The organism is Maricaulis parjimensis (genome assembly GCF_016817355.1).
In the GTDB taxonomy this organism is placed as follows: domain Bacteria; phylum Pseudomonadota; class Alphaproteobacteria; order Caulobacterales; family Maricaulaceae; genus Maricaulis; species Maricaulis parjimensis.
The window spans coordinates 331,595-349,807 of sequence record NZ_JADOTT010000004.1 but is presented as its reverse complement, the minus strand read 5'-3'; the positions used below and the strand labels follow the sequence as shown (position 1 = coordinate 349,807).

22 protein-coding genes are annotated in these 18,213 nt (G+C 63.4%); 14 read left to right on the top strand and 8 right to left on the bottom strand.

The annotated features are described in order from the left end of the window. Positions 1–3: 3 nt before the first annotated feature. Both I0K07_RS09215 and I0K07_RS09210 read left to right on the top strand, forming a co-directional pair. Positions 4–513: a GNAT family N-acetyltransferase gene (locus I0K07_RS09215; RefSeq protein ID WP_203292635.1), complete on the top strand. Its 510-nt coding sequence runs from the start codon at positions 4–6 to the stop codon at positions 511–513. A gap of 31 nt (positions 514–544) precedes the next feature. Continuing rightward, a complete protein-coding gene (locus tag I0K07_RS09210; RefSeq protein ID WP_203292633.1) occupies positions 545–1,492 on the top strand; it encodes an MBL fold metallo-hydrolase in 948 nt (315 codons plus the stop codon). Here the strand turns inward: I0K07_RS09210 and I0K07_RS09205 are convergent. Beyond that, entirely contained in the window at positions 1,489–2,403 is a 915-nt protein-coding gene (locus I0K07_RS09205) for an AEC family transporter (RefSeq protein WP_203292631.1), read from the bottom strand. The two genes, I0K07_RS09210 and I0K07_RS09205, sit on opposite strands and share 4 nt — an antisense overlap. 188 nt (positions 2,404–2,591) lie before the next feature. Between I0K07_RS09205 and I0K07_RS09200 the strand changes: the two genes are divergently transcribed. After that, positions 2,592–2,975 carry an endonuclease domain-containing protein gene (locus I0K07_RS09200; protein ID WP_203292629.1) on the top strand — a complete coding sequence of 128 codons (384 nt, stop codon included), beginning with the start codon at positions 2,592–2,594 and terminating at the stop codon, positions 2,973–2,975. A gap of 74 nt (positions 2,976–3,049) precedes the next feature. Here I0K07_RS09200 and ruvX read toward each other — a convergent pair whose 3' ends face one another. After that, entirely contained in the window at positions 3,050–3,505 is a 456-nt protein-coding gene (ruvX, locus tag I0K07_RS09195; RefSeq protein ID WP_203292627.1) for a Holliday junction resolvase RuvX, read from the bottom strand. Positions 3,506–3,607: 102 nt separating this feature from the next. Here ruvX and gatC point away from each other — a divergent pair, with 102 nt between their 5' ends. From gatC to gatB, 7 genes are all read left to right on the top strand, one after another. Further along, positions 3,608–3,895 carry an Asp-tRNA(Asn)/Glu-tRNA(Gln) amidotransferase subunit GatC gene (gene gatC / locus I0K07_RS09190; protein WP_203292625.1) on the top strand — a complete coding sequence of 96 codons (288 nt, stop codon included), beginning with the start codon at positions 3,608–3,610 and terminating at the stop codon, positions 3,893–3,895. A gap of 5 nt (positions 3,896–3,900) precedes the next feature. Next, positions 3,901–5,376 (top strand): Asp-tRNA(Asn)/Glu-tRNA(Gln) amidotransferase subunit GatA, encoded by a 1,476-nt coding sequence (gene gatA / locus I0K07_RS09185; RefSeq protein ID WP_203292623.1) that lies wholly within the window; start codon positions 3,901–3,903, stop codon positions 5,374–5,376. Between the two features lie 31 nt (positions 5,377–5,407). Beyond that, complete coding sequence (locus tag I0K07_RS09180; protein ID WP_203292621.1) at positions 5,408–5,680, top strand: hypothetical protein; 273 nt, start codon at positions 5,408–5,410, stop codon at positions 5,678–5,680. 4 nt (positions 5,681–5,684) lie between these two features. Then, on the top strand, positions 5,685–5,948 hold the full coding sequence (locus tag I0K07_RS09175; protein ID WP_203292619.1) for a hypothetical protein: 264 nt from the start codon (positions 5,685–5,687) through the stop codon (positions 5,946–5,948). Continuing rightward, positions 5,945–6,211: a hypothetical protein gene (locus I0K07_RS09170; RefSeq protein WP_203292617.1), complete on the top strand. Its 267-nt coding sequence runs from the start codon at positions 5,945–5,947 to the stop codon at positions 6,209–6,211. Before I0K07_RS09175 ends, I0K07_RS09170 begins: the two co-directional genes overlap by 4 nt. A 210-nt stretch (positions 6,212–6,421) precedes the next feature. Beyond that, positions 6,422–6,778, top strand: coding sequence for an endonuclease domain-containing protein (locus I0K07_RS09165; protein ID WP_203292616.1), 357 nt, complete (start codon positions 6,422–6,424; stop codon positions 6,776–6,778). Next, positions 6,775–8,268, top strand: coding sequence for an Asp-tRNA(Asn)/Glu-tRNA(Gln) amidotransferase subunit GatB (gene gatB, locus I0K07_RS09160; protein ID WP_203292614.1), 1,494 nt, complete (start codon positions 6,775–6,777; stop codon positions 8,266–8,268). Before I0K07_RS09165 ends, gatB begins: the two co-directional genes overlap by 4 nt. A gap of 366 nt (positions 8,269–8,634) precedes the next feature. On the opposite strand, the gene I0K07_RS09155 is transcribed toward gatB, so the two are convergent. Beyond that, a complete protein-coding gene (locus I0K07_RS09155) occupies positions 8,635–9,255 on the bottom strand; it encodes a hypothetical protein (protein ID WP_203292612.1) in 621 nt (206 codons plus the stop codon). A 300-nt stretch (positions 9,256–9,555) separates the two neighbouring features. On the opposite strand from I0K07_RS09155, the gene I0K07_RS09150 reads away from it, so the two are divergent. Then, the gene (locus I0K07_RS09150) at positions 9,556–10,926 is read left to right on the top strand and encodes a mechanosensitive ion channel family protein (protein WP_203292610.1); all 1,371 of its coding nucleotides are present in this window, start codon (positions 9,556–9,558) and stop codon (positions 10,924–10,926) included. 423 nt (positions 10,927–11,349) lie between these two features. On the opposite strand, the gene I0K07_RS09145 is transcribed toward I0K07_RS09150, so the two are convergent. Beyond that, on the bottom strand, positions 11,350–12,300 hold the full coding sequence (locus I0K07_RS09145; RefSeq protein ID WP_203292608.1) for an isopenicillin N synthase family dioxygenase: 951 nt from the start codon (positions 12,298–12,300) through the stop codon (positions 11,350–11,352). 176 nt (positions 12,301–12,476) lie between these two features. Here I0K07_RS09145 and I0K07_RS09140 point away from each other — a divergent pair, with 176 nt between their 5' ends. Beyond that, positions 12,477–14,066 (top strand): hypothetical protein, encoded by a 1,590-nt coding sequence (locus tag I0K07_RS09140; RefSeq protein WP_203292606.1) that lies wholly within the window; start codon positions 12,477–12,479, stop codon positions 14,064–14,066. A gap of 164 nt (positions 14,067–14,230) precedes the next feature. Further along, entirely contained in the window at positions 14,231–14,503 is a 273-nt protein-coding gene (locus I0K07_RS09135) for an SEL1-like repeat protein (protein WP_138509363.1), read from the top strand. A gap of 80 nt (positions 14,504–14,583) precedes the next feature. Here I0K07_RS09135 and I0K07_RS09130 read toward each other — a convergent pair whose 3' ends face one another. The 4 genes from I0K07_RS09130 to I0K07_RS09115 all read right to left on the bottom strand — a co-directional run bounded on the left by I0K07_RS09130 (position 14,584) and on the right by I0K07_RS09115 (position 16,533). Beyond that, complete coding sequence (locus I0K07_RS09130; protein ID WP_203292604.1) at positions 14,584–14,763, bottom strand: hypothetical protein; 180 nt, start codon at positions 14,761–14,763, stop codon at positions 14,584–14,586. After that, positions 14,760–15,059 carry an XRE family transcriptional regulator gene (locus I0K07_RS09125; RefSeq protein ID WP_203292602.1) on the bottom strand — a complete coding sequence of 100 codons (300 nt, stop codon included), beginning with the start codon at positions 15,057–15,059 and terminating at the stop codon, positions 14,760–14,762. Before I0K07_RS09125 ends, I0K07_RS09130 begins: the two co-directional genes overlap by 4 nt. Continuing rightward, positions 15,056–15,409 (bottom strand): type II toxin-antitoxin system RelE/ParE family toxin, encoded by a 354-nt coding sequence (locus I0K07_RS09120; protein WP_203292600.1) that lies wholly within the window; start codon positions 15,407–15,409, stop codon positions 15,056–15,058. Before I0K07_RS09120 ends, I0K07_RS09125 begins: the two co-directional genes overlap by 4 nt. 386 nt (positions 15,410–15,795) lie before the next feature. Beyond that, the gene (locus I0K07_RS09115; protein ID WP_203292598.1) at positions 15,796–16,533 is read right to left on the bottom strand and encodes a polysaccharide biosynthesis/export family protein; all 738 of its coding nucleotides are present in this window, start codon (positions 16,531–16,533) and stop codon (positions 15,796–15,798) included. An 88-nt stretch (positions 16,534–16,621) separates the two neighbouring features. Between I0K07_RS09115 and I0K07_RS09110 the strand changes: the two genes are divergently transcribed. Continuing rightward, positions 16,622–18,184, top strand: a complete 1,563-nt coding sequence (locus I0K07_RS09110; protein ID WP_203292596.1) for a GumC family protein — start codon at positions 16,622–16,624, stop codon at positions 18,182–18,184. The last annotated feature ends 29 nt before the right edge of the window (positions 18,185–18,213 follow it).

Here is an 18,213-nt window from a genome sequence, read left to right as displayed (position 1 = left end):
CTCATGGTCAGCCTGCGCGCCATGGGGCCGGAGGATGCTGAAGCGGTTCTGTCCATCTATGGCGAGGGCATGGCCACCGGTCACGCGACCTTCGAGAGCAACGTGCCGGACTGGGCCCATTTCGATGCCGGCAAAATGGCGGCACCCCGCCTGATCGCCGAACAGGATGGCCAGATCCTCGGCTGGGCCGCCCTCAGCCCGGTCTCCTCACGCTGTGTCTATGGCGGGGTGGGCGAGGTCTCCGTCTATGTCGCCGGCTCCGCCCGCGGACAGGGTATTGGCCGCTCCCTGCTGGAAGCGCTGGTCGCGGGCTCCGAGGAAGAGGGCATCTGGATGCTCAATGCCGGCATCTTCGTGGAGAACACCGCCTCTATCGCCCTGCACGAAGCTTGCGGCTTCAAACGCCTGGGTGTCCAGCAAGGGCTCGGCAGGATGGGCCATGGTCCCATGGCGGGCCAATGGCGCGATGTCCTGCTGCTGCAGCGGCGCAGCGCGGTCGTCGGCGTGGATTGACGCGTCGACCGATCACGGCTCTCCTCGCAAGATGAAAACCCTGATCACCGCCCTCGCGGCCGCCGCCGCCCTTGCGTCGCCCGTCCTCGCCCAGGAGTGCGCCATCGAGCTTGTCGTGCTGGGCACCTCCCAAGATGCCGGTTCACCGCAAATGGGGCATCCGGAAGATCCGGCCTGGTCTGATCCATCCTTGCGGCGCTTGGCCACCGCACTGGGGGTGGTGGATCACGAGACCGGCGCGCGTGTCCTGTTTGAAGCCACGCCGGACATGCGCGAACAGCTCTACCGGCTCGACCAGGTCCTGGCACCGGACAGCCAGCCGGGCCTGGCTGGTATCTTCGTCACCCATGCCCATATCGGCCATTATGCCGGGCTGATGTTTCTGGGTCATGAGAGCATGGGCGCACAGGGCGTGCCGCTTTTCGCCATGGAGCGCATGGCTGACTATCTCTCCACCAACGGTCCCTGGGACCAGCTGGTCCGCTACTCCAATGTGGACCTTCAACCCATGACGCATGGTGAGCCGGTCCGTGTCGGCCGCCTCTCGGTGACCCCCGTTCTCGTCCCGCACCGCCAGGAGTATGGCGAAGTCGTCGGCTACCGGATCGAGGGCCCCTCACGCTCGGTCTTCTTCCTGCCGGATATCGACAGCTGGGAGGAATGGGACACGTGGGAGGAGGGGCCGGCCGCCCGGATCGAGGACATCATCGCCAGCGTCGATATCGCCTATCTGGACGCCACCTTCTACGCCAATGGTGAAATCCCCGGCCGCGATATGAGCGGTTTCCCGCACCCTTTCATCACCCATTCCATGGAGCGTTTCGCTGGCCTGCCCGATGAAGAGCGCGCCAAGACCCGCTTTATCCACGTCAACCACACCAATCCGGTCCGCTACCCGGATGCGCCGGAACGCGATGTCGTGGCGGAGGCCGGGTATGGCCTGGCGGATGAGGGGGAGAGGGTGTGTCTGTCCGACTAACCCAACACCGCCAACCAGAACGGGATGGTGATGAAGCAGAACAGCGCGCTAGCCGTGATGTCCCCGGCGGAATAGGGGGCATCCCCGCCCATTTGTTGTGCCAGGACATAGGCCGAGGCGGCGCCCGGTGAGGCACCGGTCAGCAGGAGAATGGTCAGCGGCACGCCCTCAATGCCCAACGCCTTGCCGATCCCGTAGAAGACCAGCGGCCCGATCATCAGCTTGATGAAGACGGACAAGCCCAGCAGGCGCGGCCTTGCCTTCATCGCCGTGAAGTTCAGTCCCGCACCCACCGAGAGCAGGATCAGCGGCAGGGCGGCCTGGCCCAGAAGGTCGATGGTCAGCCCCACCATCTCCGGCAGCGGGATATTGCCCAGATTGACAATCCCGCCCAGGGCCGAGCCCAGGATGAGCGGATTGGTCAGGATGCGGTAGATGATGGAATCCCATTTTGGCGCCGCACCATCGCCCCACACGGCCAGCACGGCGACGCATTCCATGTTCACCAGCGGAATGGAGGCCACCATGATCAGCGCCACCAGGATCTCGCCTTCATCGCCGAACAGGGAAATGCCCAGCGCCAGGATGAGAAGACCATTCCAGCGCGAGGTCGCCTGGAAGAGGCTGGTGAAGGTCGGGTCCGGGATCTTCAGGAAGGGTTTGATGGCCAGGGTCAGCGCCGCCATGCCCAGAAAGCCCAGCATCGCCGCCGCCATGAATGTCCCCAACTGGATCTCCGACAGATCCGCATGCGAGATCGAGGAGAAGAGCAGGGCCGGCGACAGACCCAGATAGGCCAGCCGCGATATCGGCCCCCAGCTGGCCTCCGGCAGCAAATGCGAGCGCCGCAGCAGCCATCCCACGAAGATGACACCGAAAACCGGAACAAGGGCTGTGATGATTGGGTTCATGCGCGCTGTTTACGCGTGTTTGAAGCGCGTTGGAATGGGGAAGGCTGGTTCCATCCCTTCTCCCCCGCTGGGGAGAGGAGTGTGTGAAGTGTGTCACGCTCATGGGTGCGAGTTCACGCATACGTTTCCTCACGCTCATATCTCCCTCTCCTTGGGGAGAGGGCGGGGAGAGGGGGGAAGCACCGTTCATGGCGGACCAGGCTCGACACAAAAATCTCAGCCTTGCGCGGTCCATGCGGCAGCGGCTGACACCGGCGGAAGCAAAGCTGTGGTCGCGTTTGCGCAGTGGTCGTGTGATGGGCGTGAAATTCAGGCGTCAGGTGCCGATCGGGCCCTATGTCGTCGATTTTGCGTCACGGACGGCGCGGATCGTGGTTGAGGCTGACGGCGGTCATCACACGGAACAGACCGAAGAGGATGGGGCGCGGTCCGCGTTTCTGGAATGGCGAGGTTATACCGTGCTGCGGTTCTGGAACGGTCAGATCCTGTACGAGACGGATGCTGTGGTGGAGGAGATTGCCGACGCTGTGCATTGGGGTTTGCGGAAGGCGGAATTCGAGGGGGGTGGCTAGTCCGCCAGCACCGGGATGTCCCCCTCTTCCGCCCCTTCGGGGCACCTTCCCCCCAGGGGGAAGGGGGTGCGAGGCTAGCTTTTCAGCATTTTCAAGCGATCCAGCGCGCTCTGCAGGATGTTCGCGGCCGCATGGGCATCGATGACCGCCTTGCGCTTGTCGCGTCGTACACCGGCCTCGATCAGTTTTTCTTCCGCTTCGAAGGTCGACAGACGCTCATCCTGGAAAACGAGGGGAAAATCGCGCAGGCGCAACAGGTTGCGGGCCATCGCCTTGACCGATTGCACGCGGGCGCCTTCGGTCCCGTCCATATTGACCGGCAGACCCATGATCAGGCCGACAACCTGGCGCTCATCCATCAGCTGGAAAACGCGTTCGGCATCCTGGGTGAATTTGGTGCGCTTGATCGTCTCCACCGGGGTGGCCAGACCGCGTGAAGCGCCACAGGCGGCAACACCAATGGTTTTCGTGCCCGGGTCAAGGGCAATCAGCGCCCCGGCGGGCAGGTCTTCCAGCGAGCAAATCGGCATGTCAGCGGGATGCGCCCTGCACGTGATGCCGTCAAGCTTTCTTGCGCTGCCACATCACCATTGCTAGTCAGCTGGGACTGATTTTTCCCGGAGTGATTTGCCATGTCCGTGACCGCCGATGATGTGCGCCGTATTGCGCGTCTGGCCCGTCTTGCCGAACCGGAAGACCGGGTCGATGCCCTTGTGGGTGAGCTGAATGGAATCCTGAACTGGATCGAGCAGCTCAATGAGGTCGATGTCGAAGGCGTCCAGGCCATGACCACGCCGGTCGCTTTCCCGCTGCCCATGCGCGAGGACAAGGTCACCGATGGTGGCATTCGCGACAAGGTTTTGGCCAATGCGCCCAAGTCCGATGAAGGCTTCTTCGTCGTGCCCAAGAGCGTGGAGTAGGATTGATGAGCGATCTTCTCAAACTCTCCCTGACGGATGTCTCCGGCAAGCTGAAGGCCAAGGAGGTCTCCGCCTCCGAACTGGCGACCGAGGCGGTTGAGGCCTGCAAGGCCGCCCAGCCGGCGCTGAATGCCTTCACGGCATTTGACGAGGACAAGACGCAAGCCATGGCCAAGGCCGCTGATGAGCGCCTGGCCAAGGGTGAGGGCGGTCTGCTGGAAGGCGTGCCGCTGGCGATCAAGGATCTGTTCGCTGTGGAGGGTGTCGATACGGCGGCTTCCTCCAACATCCTCAAGGGCTTCAAGCCGACCTATGAATCCACCGTCACCGCCAAGCTGTGGGGTGAGGGCGCCGTCTTCGTGGCCAAGACCTCGATGGACGAGTTCGCCATGGGCTCCTCCAATGAGACCGCCAATACCGGTCCCGTTGTGAACCCGTGGAAAGTCTCCGGTGGCAATGAAAGCCTGACGCCGGGCGGTTCCTCCGGCGGCTCGGCTGCGGCTGTGGCGGCGGACCTTTGCTTTGGCGCCACGGGCACGGATACGGGCGGCTCGATCCGCCAGCCAGCCTCTTTCACCGGCACGGTCGGCGTGAAGGGCACGTATGGCCGGACTTCGCGCTGGGGCGTGGTGGCCTTTGCCTCCTCGCTGGATCATCCGGGCCCGTTCGCGAAAACGGTGAAGGACAGTGCCGTCCTGCTGCAGGCCATGTCGGGCCATGACCCCAAGGATTCGACATCGCTGCCGAACGCCGTTCCGGATTTCGTCGCTGCCTGTGGCCAGTCCGTGAAGGGGCTGCGTATCGGCGTGCCGAAGGAATACCGCGTCGACGGCATGCCGGAAGAGATCGAGAAGGCCTGGCAGCAGGGCATTGACTGGCTCAAGGCCGCCGGCTGCGAGATCGTCGACATTTCCCTGCCGCACACGAAATACGCCCTGCCGGCCTACTACATCGTCGCCCCGGCGGAAGCCTCGTCGAACTTGGCCCGCTATGACGGCATGCGCTATGGCAATCGCGTCGATGGTGTCGATCTGACCGACACCTATGAACAGACCCGCGCCGCCGGTTTCGGCCATGAGGTCCAGCGCCGCATCATGATCGGCACCTATGTGCTCTCGGCCGGCTATTACGACGCCTATTACCTGCGCGCCCAGAAAGTGCGCACGCGCATCCTGGAAGACTTCACCCAGGCTTTCGACAAGGTCGATGCCATCCTGACGCCGTCCGCCCCGTCTGCCGCCTTCGCGCTGGGGTCGAAGTCGGATGATCCGATCGCGATGTATCTCAATGACGTCTTCACCGTGACGGCCAATCTGGCCGGCGTGCCCGCCATGTCCGTGCCGGCCGGTCTGGACAGCCAGGGTCTGCCCCTGGGCCTGCAGATCATCACCCGCGCCCTGGACGAAGAGACCATGTTCAAGGTCGGTGCCGCCATCGAGGACAGCGCCGGCTTCACGCACAAGGCCGCGAAGTGGTGGTAGGCATTTGATTTCGTTTCGGGGGGGGGGCGGAATGGACATGTTGGTTCGGCTTGGCTTGGGTGTCGTGGGAGCCAGTGTGATTTCGGCGGCCCTGTTCGCCAGCCTCTGGTATTTCGGCATCTACGGGGTCGTCGGACTGCTGGTGGTGGTTTTTTTGATGGCGTTCGCTGGGGTTCTCCTGCGGACACCGGATTTTGACCGGGGCGAGCAAAGCGCCCGGGCGAGTTCCGAGGCGCTGTTCATGCGCAAGCGACGCATCAAGGCCGGTTCCGAGAGTGTGGGGCCGGATGTTGAAGAAAGGTAGATCGGTGACTGAGACGCCGGATACGCCCAAACGCTCGCCGGAAGACTGGCTCAACCGCATCATCGTCCTGGTGATCGCGGCCATGGCCATGATTTTCGGTGTGCCGCTGACGATCGGCAGTGCGATCTCCCTGGTCACCCTGGTGATGGCCGGGGAATGGCCGACGCCCTGGGCGATCCCGGCCCTGGTGATCGGTTTGGCCGTGACGGCCTTCGGCTTCGTGATCGCCTGGCGCGCCTTCGTACCGAACCCGAAGGCAAAATCATGAGTGAGGCGCCTGCCCATCCGGCCATGAAACTGGCACGCCCGACCCTGCTGGTCGGCGCGCTCCTGGTTCTGGCGGCGGCGGTCGTGTTCCGCGGCACTATCGAGCTGGAGCCGCGAAATCTCTGGGCCATCCTCCTGGTGACGCCGGGTGTGGGCTTTCTGTTTTTTGGCCTGACCGTCATGATGGCGGGCCGGGTCCTGGTTGCGGCGATGAACACGCCGGAAGAAGACCGTCCCACCTGGGACGACGAGGATGAGGACTGAATTCCCTCCTCCCCCTTGATGGGGGAGGTGCCAGCCGCAGGCTGGCGGAGGGGGTGGGGGCGAGGTGTTTCCGGTGAGACCGGGATTCACCCCTTCCGTCCGGCATGCGCCGGACACCTTCCCCATCAAGGGGAAGGAGGGCTGTAACGGCCGTCACGGTTTCGGGCGCCGCCTTCAGGGCAGGCTGACCGGATCGCGAGGGAGGCCGGGATGACAGTCCGTTCTGTCCGGACGGCGCGTCTGCTGCGCAAGCGGATGACGCCGCACGAGGTGAAGCTGTGGGCCGCGCTGCGTTTGCTGCGCTCACAGGGGATACGGTTCCGGCGGCAAGTGCCGCTGGGGGCTTACATTGTCGACTTTGCCTGTTTCGATCCGAAACTGGTGATCGAGGTCGATGGCAGCCAGCACACGCTGGACAGCCATGCGCGGCGCGACAGGGAACGCGACGCCTGGCTGGAGCGCCAAGGGTTTGCGGTTCTGCGCATGTGGAACCATGAGGTGAATGACAATTTCGATGGCGTTATGGATGCCATCGGCGAGTACCTGAGAGGCAAGGGCTTAAGATGAGCGCTGACACCTATACCCTGCCGGGCGCGACCGGTGACTGGGAAGTCGTGATGGGTCTGGAAATCCATGCCCAGGTCGTGTCCCAGGCGAAACTCTTCTCCGGCGCGGCGACCGCTTTCGGTGCCGCCCCGAACAGCCAGGTCTCCCTGGTCGATGCGGCCATGCCGGGCATGCTGCCGGTGATCAATGAACATGTCGTCGAACAGGCGGTGAAGACCGGTCTCGGCCTCAATGCCCAGATCAATACCTGGTCGCGTTTTGACCGGAAGAATTACTTCTACCCGGATCTGCCGCAGGGCTATCAGATCTCCCAGTTCCAGTTCCCGATCGTGGGCGAGGGCGAGATCGAGTGCGAGCGGGATGACGGCTCCCGTTTCACCGTGCGCATCGAACGTCTCCACCTGGAACAGGATGCCGGCAAGTCGATCCATGACCTGGATCCGAACTCGACCTATGTCGACCTCAACCGGTCCGGCGTGGCGCTGATGGAAATCGTCTCCAAGCCCGATATCCGCTCGCCCGACGAGGCCTCGGCCTATGTCTCCAAACTGCGCACCATCCTGCGCTATCTGGGCACGTGCGGCGGCGACATGGAAAAGGGCCAGCTGCGCGCTGACGTGAACGTCTCCGTGTGCAAGCCGGGCGCTTACGAAAAATTCCGCGAGACGGGCGATTTCTCCCATTTGGGCACGCGCTGCGAGATCAAGAACGTCAACTCGCTGCGCTTCATCCGCCAGGCCATCGAGTATGAGGCCCAGCGCCAGATCGACATCATCGAGGAAGGTGGCAAGATCGATCAGGAAACCCGCCTGTTCGACGCCAATACCGGTGTGACCCGCTCCATGCGCTCCAAGGAAGAAGCCCACGACTACCGCTACTTCCCGGATCCAGATCTGCTCCCGCTGGAACTCCAGCAGGACTGGATCGACCAGATTCGCGTGTCGCTTCCGGAACTTCCCGACGCCAAGCGCGAACGTTTCGTTTCCGAAATGGGTTTGTCCGAGTATGACGCCTCCGTGCTGTCCGCCGACAAGGATCGCGCCGCCTATTTCGAGGAAGTGGCCGAGGGCCGCGACGCGAAACTGGCCTCCAACTGGGTCAATAACGAACTCTATGGCCGCCTCAACAAGGAAGGCCTGACCATCACCGACTGCCCGGTCTCTGCCGCGCAGATGAGCGGTCTGGTCGGCCTGATCGAGGACAAGACCATTTCCGGCAAGATCGCCAAGGATGTGTTCGAGATTCTCTGGGCCGAGGGCGGTGATCCGGCGAAGATCGTCGAGGATCGCGGCCTGAAACAGGTCACCGATACCGGCGCCATCGAAGCCGTCATCGACCAGCTCATCGCCGACAATCCCGACCAGGCCGCCTCGGTGAAGGAAAAGCCCAAGGCCATGGGCTGGTTCGTCGGCCAGGTCATGAAAGCCATGCAAGGCAAGGCCAACCCGCAAGCCGTGAACGAGATCCTGCAGAAGAAGCTGTTGGGGTAGGGAGCCAGTCTTTCCGTTTTCCCATCAATTTCCCCGTCATCCCCCGGTGCCCGCAGGGCATCCGGGGGACCTGTGCTCACCTGCCGACCGGATAGCGGAGGTCCCCCGGATCGCTGCTTCGCACCGACCGTGGGATGACGGGAGGGGGCTGGCAGGAAAGCCTGACCATTCCCCCTCATCCGCCCCCGCGCTGCAGCTTCACCCCCATTTGTCATCCCTGACACCCGCCTTCGCGGGCGCAGGCTCCTGCCCGGCCTCGAGCCGGGCGCAGATCAGGGACCCATTTGCGCCTCCTGGCACGATGGGTCCCGGTTCTATGCCCTGCTTTCGCAAGGCGACCGACCGGGATGACAAGAAGGGTCAGCTTCAGTGACGGTGCGTGCCGGTGACAATCCAGGCATCCGCTTCAACGCGCTCTATGCGATAGCTCTCACTCCACGGCATGCAGAGGTGCCAACACGCGCCATCGACCGCTTCCTGGTTGATGTGGAGCTGCACGACGGACAGGCTCCGATTGGGGGCCATATAGACACGGCTGAGATTGATGAAGGCGACGAGATGCTCGCCTGAGAGGGTGGCCGTTTCGCCACCTTGCCATATCCAGGCACGACCGCCGGAGGTTGATCGCGCCTCGATCGGCTGCCAGTCGGTGGCACGGGACCAAGTGCAGGCCAGAAGTTCGTGCTCCGGTTCGGCGATGAAAGCTTCGTCGGACAGTGCGTTGCCCGCACGCTGCGTTGGCTGATCCGTCGGGCGCCAGTCTGACCAGGCGGGAAACGCTGGCGCAGGATCGCTCGCGTCTGAGAGAACGATGATGGGCGGCAGAGGACCGGTCGCGCCTGCGAGTTCGGCGGAGACATGCTCCAGCACAGCATCGTAGACGGCACAGGATGTACTTTGTGCGACGGTATTGCCCGCCGTATCTGGCGCGCAGGCCTGGAGCAGGGCCGCGATTGCGACCAGAGCGGATATCAAAAGCGATTTCATGCCTGACAGTTAGGATGGCGCTGGCCTGAACGCCAGTACGGTCCAGCTTTTTAGTGATGTCAGAGCTTGATGACACTCCCTCTCCCACGGGGAGAGGGTGGCGCGCATGCGCCGGGAGAGGGGAGAATCCCGGTGCCCGGAATAATTGCAAAGACCTCGCCGACCCCCCTCATCCGCCGCTTCGCGGCACCTTCTCCCCGGGGAGAAGGAGGGCATCAGACAGGTCCTCGCGTCCTTCCCCTCCACATCCTGTGCTCACCATGCTAACCCTCTCAAAACCCTGAGATTGCCGGAGTGGTTATGCGCACCCCCCAGGATGACAGTGCCCTTGATGAACTCCTGCCGACCGAGGCGTTGCAGGAGAAGGTGCAGGCCCTGTTCGACTGGGCGCTGGCCACGGCGACGGATATCAATGTCGCGCTGCAGCTGGGTCTGGTCCTGGTCGCTTTCATTCCCGCCCTGATCTTCGGGCCGCGCCTGCGCCATGTGGTGGAGAGCCTGACGCGCGGCCGGATCAAGACCGGGCTTACGCGCCGCCTGCTGACGGCCGGGATCACCCTGGCCACGCCGCTCGCCCTGCTGGCCGTGCTGGCGATCGAGCGGGTCGTGCTGGGCGCGGTCGAGCGGCCGGTGCACCTTGTCGATGCCGCAATGAGCCTGATGACGGCCTGGCTGGTGATCCGGGCGGTCACCCTGGTCATCCGTTCGCGCTTCTGGTCGAAACTGGCCTTCTATATCGCCTGGCCGGTCGCCGCGCTGGACGTGTTCGGCCTGCTCGATGATGTCGTCATGCAGCTGCAGGCGCTGGCCATTCCACTGGGCGAAACGGCGGATGGCGAGCCGGTTGATCTCTCCCTGTTCGATATCCTGCGCACCATGATCTATTTCGGCGCCCTGTTCTGGGCTGCCAGTTTTGCAGGACGGGCGATCAATACCCAGCTGGAACGCGCCGAGGAAATCTCGCCGGCCCTGCGCGCCCTGATCGCCAAAGTGCTCGGTTTTGTCCTGCCGATCATTGCCTTGCTGATTGCGCTGCAGCTGACCGGATTCAACCTGGCCACGCTGGCCATCTTCTCCGGTGCTGTCGGTATCGGCGTCGGTCTGGGGCTGCAGAAGACCGTGGCGAACTTCGCCGCCGGTTTCACCCTGCTGGCCGACAAATCGATCAAGCCTGGTGATGCGCTGGAAGTGGACGGGACGTTCGGCTGGGTCACCGGCATGCAGTCGCGCTATGTCTCCATGCGTACGCGCGATGGCACGGAACACCTGATCCCGAACGAGCATTTCATCGCCAATGGCGTGATCAACTGGTCCAAGTCGGACCGGATCGTGCGCATGCATGCGCCTTTCGGCGTGGCCTATGAGACCCGCGACCTGAAACGCGTCCAGGACCTCGCCATCGAGGCGGCCAAGACGGTCGAGCGCGTCGTGCCGGACAAGGAACCGGTCTGCAATCTCATGTCCTATGGCGCCAGCTCGGTGGATTTCGATCTGCGCTTCTGGATCTCCGACCCGCAGAACGGGCTGGCCAATGTGCGCTCCGAAGTCCTGATCGCGATCTGGGAAGCCTTCCACGAGAACGGCGTCGAATTCCCGTATCCGCAGGTCGATGTCCACCTCAAGGACATGCCCGCCGGCGCCATCAAGCGCCTGGCCGACCCGCAGGACTAGGCCCCGCTTCATCCTGAAAAAGAAAAAAGGACGCGGAGATGGAGAGGGCTCCGCGTCCTAGGGTTTGTGCAAGACAATGGCTTTGGTCAGGTCCGACACGCGGCCACAGGCACAAACGAAAGCTCTGTGATCAGGATATGCAGAGCCTGTCGCGAAGAAAAATCAATTGCAGCTATGGCCGGTATCGGAAATGCCAATAGTGCACGCGCGAAAGGATGTCGCGCGTGCGGGGTCTGGAATCGTTTTGCGTTAGGAATTACGTAATACAACCACAGGATAGTGGTCATGCCTGAAGTCCGGGCGGAGGCACAGCCGACCCGGACACGGCCTGAAAACCTGGCGAAGCGTTGGCATGGGGTCGCGCTTCGCCTTTTTCATTTCAGGCCCGGTTTCATTTCAAAGCCCGGTGGCGCGGCGTTACGCCTATTTCAGCAGGCCGATCTCGCGCAGGCGCTGGTTCAGGAAATCATTTGCCCGCATCGGCTCGGGATATTTGTCCGGATTGCCCGGGCCGGAACAGCCCGGCAGGGTCTCGATCAGATAATCCGGCCGGTAGTGCAGGAAGAAGGGCATGGAATAGCGCGAATGATCCGTGCGCGCGCCCTTGGGATTGATCACACGGTGCTGGGTGGAGGGCAGGACATCATTGGTCGAGCGGGCCAGCATGTCGCCCATATTCACCACCAGGCAGCCGGCCGGCGGGTTCATGTCGATCCACTCGCCGTCACGGGTCTTCACCTGCAGGCCCGGTTCCTCGGCGCCCAGCAGAAGCGTGATCGTGTTGATATCGCCATGGGCCTCGGCACGGATCGAACCGCCCGGATCCCCCTGGACCGGCGGATAATGCAAAAGGCGCATGACGGAATTGCCGTCCTTCACCTTGTCGTCGAAGAAGGTCTCTTCCAGGCCGAGATCCAGTGCAATCGCGCGCAGGATTTTCACGCCCAGCGCATCAAAGGCCTGATACAGGCCGTGCACCGTGTCCAGCCAGCCTTCGACTTCGTCCGGCACCACATTCGGCGCCATGTCGGCAGCATAGGGATGCCCCTCCGGCAGGTCGCGGCCAACATGCCAGAATTCCTTCAGATCGACATGCTTGGCGTCCTTGGCGATCTCCTTGCCGAAGGGCGTATAGCCCCGCGCGCCGCCGCCGCCCTCGATGAAGTATTTCATCTTGGTCGCTTCGGGCAGGGCAAAGAAGGCGGCGGCCTTCTTGTAGGCGTCCGCGATCAGCGCTTCGTCCAGGCCATGATCAGCAATCGCGGCAAACCCGAATTCACGGAAGCTGCGGCCCAGCTCCTTGGCGAAACGGGACTTGTCCGTCGCTTGCAGCGACATGGAAACGGGCGGGAAGCGGGAAAGCGTGTCGGTCATGGAAAGCCTGTCAGTCGTTTGCGCCTGAGATAGGCCTTCCCCGCTGTCCTGCCAAGCGCCCAATGGTCGCAGTGACCCGTCCTCCACAGTGCGCCGGGAATGCATTCGCCTCAGCGGTGCAAGCGCTTGCCTCTTGGCCGGATCAGCGGGAAGTTGCGCGGGCAAGGGGGATGCAAGTGGCGGACACGCTTCAGGATGAACCGGATGGCATCGGTGACGGTGCTGACGGTACGCCGGAGACCGGCGGGACTCGCTGGCTCAGCGAGGCTGAGCGGCGTGCCCATACGGATGCCTGGCGTGACGAGACCCAATCCCCCTGGGAAGCGAAGTTCGGCGGTCTGGTCATCTGGTCGCTTTGGCGGGCCGTGTTCAAGGGCTTCCAGCCGGCCTGGCTGATCGCCTCTCTCCTGATCGCGCTCTACTACCTCCTGATCTGGCTGGGCAGCGCCGGTGGCGTTTCCGGGGTGACCCGGGTCGAGCCGGGCCAGGTGGACAGGGTGAGCCAGGCCCTGCAGGCCGCCACGCTGACGCAGACCGCTCAGCCGGAAAATTTCTGGAACGCGCAAATGGCGGCCGCGCTGACATCGGGTGGGCGGCGCGAAGCGGATATAGATCTGTTCCGCTCCTGGGCGAGGATCGGACCGGACATGGTCGGGCGGGACCAGCTGGCCCTGTCGCTCCTGTCGGGCGCCGCCGGGCCGGACTGGCTGGATGCCCGTCTGCGCGCCGGCGCGCCGGGCGAACGCGAACGCCGTCTGGAGGCGGCCGTGCGCGAGGCTCTGATCGAGGGCGAGGCGAGGGGGCTGCAACCGCCCCAGCTCGTCTTTGCTGATCCCGGTCTCGTGGATCAGTATGAAGCGTCGCAATTTCGCTGGTCCGTGGCGGAGACCAGTGCGCGCGGCTTTTTCCGCGGCCAGCAATTGGGCGAGTTTGCCATGCGCTCCCTGCCGGGCTTGGTCTCGCCCGAGGTCCGCGGTCCGGCGCGTCTCTTCGGGGGTGTGCGCCATCTCATGATCCAGGCGTGCGCCCGTCCCGATGCGGCGCTGGAGGGGTGTGAAGCCCGCATCATCCCGTCCGAACCGTCTGAAGACATCCAACTGGCCCTGGCGGCGCTCGAGGCTGGCCTGGTCCAGCTCCATATTGCCTCCAGCGAGGTGCGTGCCGGTGCGGAAACCCTGCAGGCGGCCCGCGAGGCGGGTTGGCTGTCGCCGGCGCTGGAGGCGGAACTGGCCGGGCATCTGGCCAGCCTTCTGCCGCCAGATCGCGTACTCAATGTATTGCAGGCGCGGGGTGTGAGGGCGGATCTCGCCTTCGCCGCGCCCGACCGCGCCGGTCGCACACTCTATCTCGCAGTAGACTTGCGCACCGCGGACAGCGCGGTGGCCCTGTCCGAACTCCTGCGCGATCTCGCCGCCCTGCGTCAGGCCACGACACCGGTGCAGGCGATCCGTCTGGTCGAGGGGTTGGAGAACTATCAGGATGTCCGCCAGCTGCGCCGGCTGTCGGAAATCCTGGGCGAGGGGACGTTGGCTGCCCGCCAGCTTCTGGGGCCCGGGGCCTTGACCGTGCTGGACGCGGAAACGCCGGAAATCCTCACGGGCGATCCGGTCGCCCAGCGCAATGCCATGCTTGCCCTGATCAGCGCAGCTTGCGTGCTCCTCTTAACCCTGATCCGCCTGATCACACCCCGCCATGTGCGGCGTGCAAGCTGGACAAACCTTGCTGATGCGTGGATGTCGCGTTTAACGCTTGGTAGGAAAACCTAACGCGCGTAAGCATTTAAGGCAGGATTTTCCTGAAATCGCTTAACCTTAAAGCAATCCTCTTTGCTCAAGCTCTCCCGTGTTCGAAGGCATTCGGACGTGGTGGTGGTTAGCGAGTGACAAGCCAGAAAGGCAGAGCTCGCCAGTGTAGAGTAAGGGAAAGACCCATGGCTTTTACGGACGTAGAAACGGCCCAGGCCCATCAAGCAGTGTTCGCCGATCCGACCGGCGAAGATCTTTGCAAGCTCGGCATCCTGTATTCCACGGGACAGGGCGGCGAGATCGATTATGTCGAAGCTCACAAATGGTTCAATCTGGCAGCCCTGATGGGTTCGGAACCGGCGAAATACTATCGCCAGGAAATCTCCGACCAGATGTCGACCTTTGAAGTCGCCGCCGCCCAGCGCGCCGCGCGCGAGTGGCTCTCGACCCGTCACTAAGGCAAAAGCTGAATGACGCACCGGATGTGACCGGCGAATGGGGGCATTCGCCGGTTACCGCTTTGCGGTGTGTTCGGGGGCTAGTCAGTGGATGGCCGGCCCATCTGGGCTCGCGCCTCATCCCTGATCTGCTTCATCGAGCGGCAGCCGGGGCCTTGCGTCAGCGCTTCGGTGACCAGGTTCTGCATATGCATGACCTTGGCATGCGTGACGCCTTTCTGCGGGGCACGATCTGTCCGGTCTTTATCGGCCGGGCTCATGCCAGACCGATCCGCAATTCGCGGCCCAGCGCCCGTGCTGCGCGGCCGAGCGTGGCCAGTTCCACCTTGTCATTGTCTGGATCCAGCAAGCGGTCGAGCTGACTGCGGCTGGTTTGCATGCGTTTGGCCATTTCCACTTTCGTGATGGACTGGCGTTTCATTTCCTCGGCGATCTGCCAGGCGACCACGCGTTTGATCGCAATGCCCTGCACGTCCTCGTAGATGTTTTCCTCGCGCAGAAACTCATCCAGGCTGGCGCCGATTGAGGCTTTCGGCTGTGCGATCTTGTCTGTCACGTCTCCAGCTCCTTCTTGCGTGAGTTGGCTGTTTCCTGGTCGGTCCGGGGTGTCTTCCGGCTTTTCTTGATGAAGCCGTGAAGCAGGATCATCTGGTTCCCGGCAATGCAGAATATGATCCGGGCCAAACGCCCGCCAGACAGGGTGGAGCGTATCTCCCGAAGTCCGTTTCCCAGCGGCCGGCAGACGGGCATCCCGATCGGCCCTCCGTATTCGACCGTCGCAATATCAGCTCCGACGATTTTTCGGTCTGCCGTATCGAGCGCGTTTTTCAGCCATTGCCTGACCGGTTCAGCTCCCGATGCAGACCGATAGAAGACGGCTTGAATGTGCTTGGGGGCGGGATTCATCAGCCGAGCCCATCCAAGGCGGAGGTGTACTATAAAAGGTACGCTCCACCAAGAGCAGATTGAGCCTTCAGGGTCGGAACGCGCATGCATTCATCTTGGGTGCACGAGGGCAGTAATACAATTATAAATTGTATAAGGTGTGGGGTGTGGTCTGAGGTGGGCTTTGTGATGCCGTTTCAGACATGGGGTGAGCCCATCCCGAGCGGCTACTGAGCCCGTTCCGCACCGGTTCTGACCCCAGCCTGATATCGGATTGATCCCATTCTGGGCCATGTTTCATTAATATGCGCGATCATTTCACGCGGTTTGCACGCAGGATGCGGCCCGGTGGAGCAGGGCTTATCCCCGCCCGACGGGCAGGAAATCCGCCGGATAGGCAGGGCGCTCTAATTATTGTTGATCGCGTTGGCGATGGCGTAGGACATCGCCTGGTCGAGCGGGATGATGCCCGTCACATATTGCTCCACGAAGACATTCACTTCGGCAATGGTCGAGCGCGGCACGAAAATGATGTCGTGACGGCGGATCTGGACCGCATCAGCGCCGTCCCGTCCGCGCAGGGCGTCGCGCAGATTGACCGTGCGCATCATCAAATCGCCGCCAGGAATGCGTCTGAGAACAACGACTTCGCCGCGGGCCGCCGTATCACGGAACCCGCCGGCCATCATCACCGCTTCCAGCGCGCCCACCGGTCCGCTGACTTCCACCAGGCCCGGCGTGTTCACTTCACCGCCGACAATGATGTTCTGCGGACCCAGGTCACCGCGGCGCACCTCCACGATCGGATCGACCAGGACATTGCGGGCATAGGCATCGGCGACTGTGTTGGCGATCTCGAAATCGGTCTGGCCCGCCACCATCACATTCGCCAGCAGGGGCAGGGAAACCCGGCCATCCGGCCCGATCAGTGCGGTGCGCGAAAGCTCCGGCGCCGAGTGCACCGTCACCTCGATCTGGTCGCCGGGATAGAAACGGTATTGCGCATCCGTCTCCTGCCAGGCGGCAAATTGGGGCTGTCCCCAAGCGGCCGGCGGGGTGGCATTGCGGCCGGAACTGGCGCAGCCGCCGACGCTCACCGCAAGGGCGAGAACTGCCAGGGAGAGGCCGGACTTGAGGGCGCGCATGAAATATCCTTCCCGTCAGGGTGTTCGGGCCGATACTCCTCTGGCTTGGATAACAAATTTTTAAGCGCGAGCACGCTCTTATGCGGGCATGACTCGCGCGTGGAATAATTCCGGTCACCCGGCCGGAGCGTCCGGCCTGTCTGCGGCACAGCCGCGGAAGGAGCTGGACCTGTTTGACGTGCTGGCCCTGGCCTGGTCCGAGCGCGGCTTCATTGTCCTGCTGGCCGCGGTGATGATGGCGATCGGTGTCGCGGCGTCGCTGACCCTGCTGAAACCCAGCTATACCGCGCATTCCCGGCTTCTCGTCCTGCTCAATGAGGATCCGACCCCGGCTGCTGCCGGCTGGGGTGATGGCTTCATGCTGAACCAGGTCATGCAGTCGGAAAGCGAACTGATGAGTTCCAATGCCGTTCGCACGCTGGCTTTCGAGACGCTGGGCGCCGAGGCCATTCTGGGCGAGCCGGTTCTGGGCAGTGGGCGGGTTCCGGCTCTCAAAGCGCTGCGTGACGGGTTCTCGGTTTCACGGGCACCCAATTCTTCTGCGCTCAACGCCTCCTATGTGACCGGTGACCCGGAACGGGCGGCGATGATCCTGAACACAATCGTCGCCTCCTACCTGGCCTATCGCGAGCAGGTCCTGGTCGAGACCGGCATGTCCGGCCTGGGCGAACGTCGGCGACAGGCGGATGTCGCCCTGGCTCAGAGCGAGGCGGAACTGGAAGCCTTCCTGCAGGCCAACGGGCTGTCGAATTTCGAGACCGAGGAACAGACGGCACAGAATCTGCTGGGCAATCTGACCGATCGGATCAACACGGCCCGGTCCAGCCATGAGGCCTATCTGGCAGGGGCGGCCGCGCTTCGGGAGCGCCTCGAGCAGATCCCGGAACAGATTGAACTCTATGTTGAAAACGGTGTGTCGGGCCGTCTGCTCGATCTGCGTGCCGAGCGCGCCAGCCTGCTGTCACGCTATCAGGAAGGCGCACCGGCCGTTGCCGCCGTTGATCGTGAAATCGAGGCCTTGCAGGGCTTCATCCAGTCCGGCGCGACTGAAGGCCAGGGCCAGTCGCGCTCTGGCCCGAACCCGGTCCGCCAGCAACTGGAATCGGAATTGGCCACACGCGAGGCGAATGCCCGCGCCGAGGCCTCCCTGATCACTTCGCTTCAGGAACAGCTGACCGCGACCCGCCAGGACATTCAGCGCCTGCGCGCCCTGGGGCCGGAATACACACGCCTCGCCCAGGATGTGGAGGCGGCCGAGGCTGCTGCGTCCAATATTGCCGGTCTGGAGGCGTCGGCCCTGTCTGCGCGGTCCGATGCGCCGGGGGCAGCCGACTTCGTTCGTGTGATTGACCGGGCGACACCGCCGCTGGACGGCGCGTCCAAGAAGAAACTGGCCCTGCTGGCCTCTGCCGTCCTGTCCTTCGGTGTGGCGCTCTTCCTGGGCCTGCTGCGCGGCTATTGGCGGACTTATCTGGCCCCGGGCATGCGGGAGCGTGCGGGACATGGCAGCCCGGCCCAGACCCTGGCTCCGACCTCGGCTCCGCCCGCCGCTCCGGCCTTTGTAGCCCGGGCTCCGGAGGTTGAAAGACCGGCCAATGATCCGTTTGACGGCTTGCCGGTCCTGGCGCGCATAACCGATCGCACAGCGTAAGCGCGACGTTAACCACGCAGTGGGCAGTC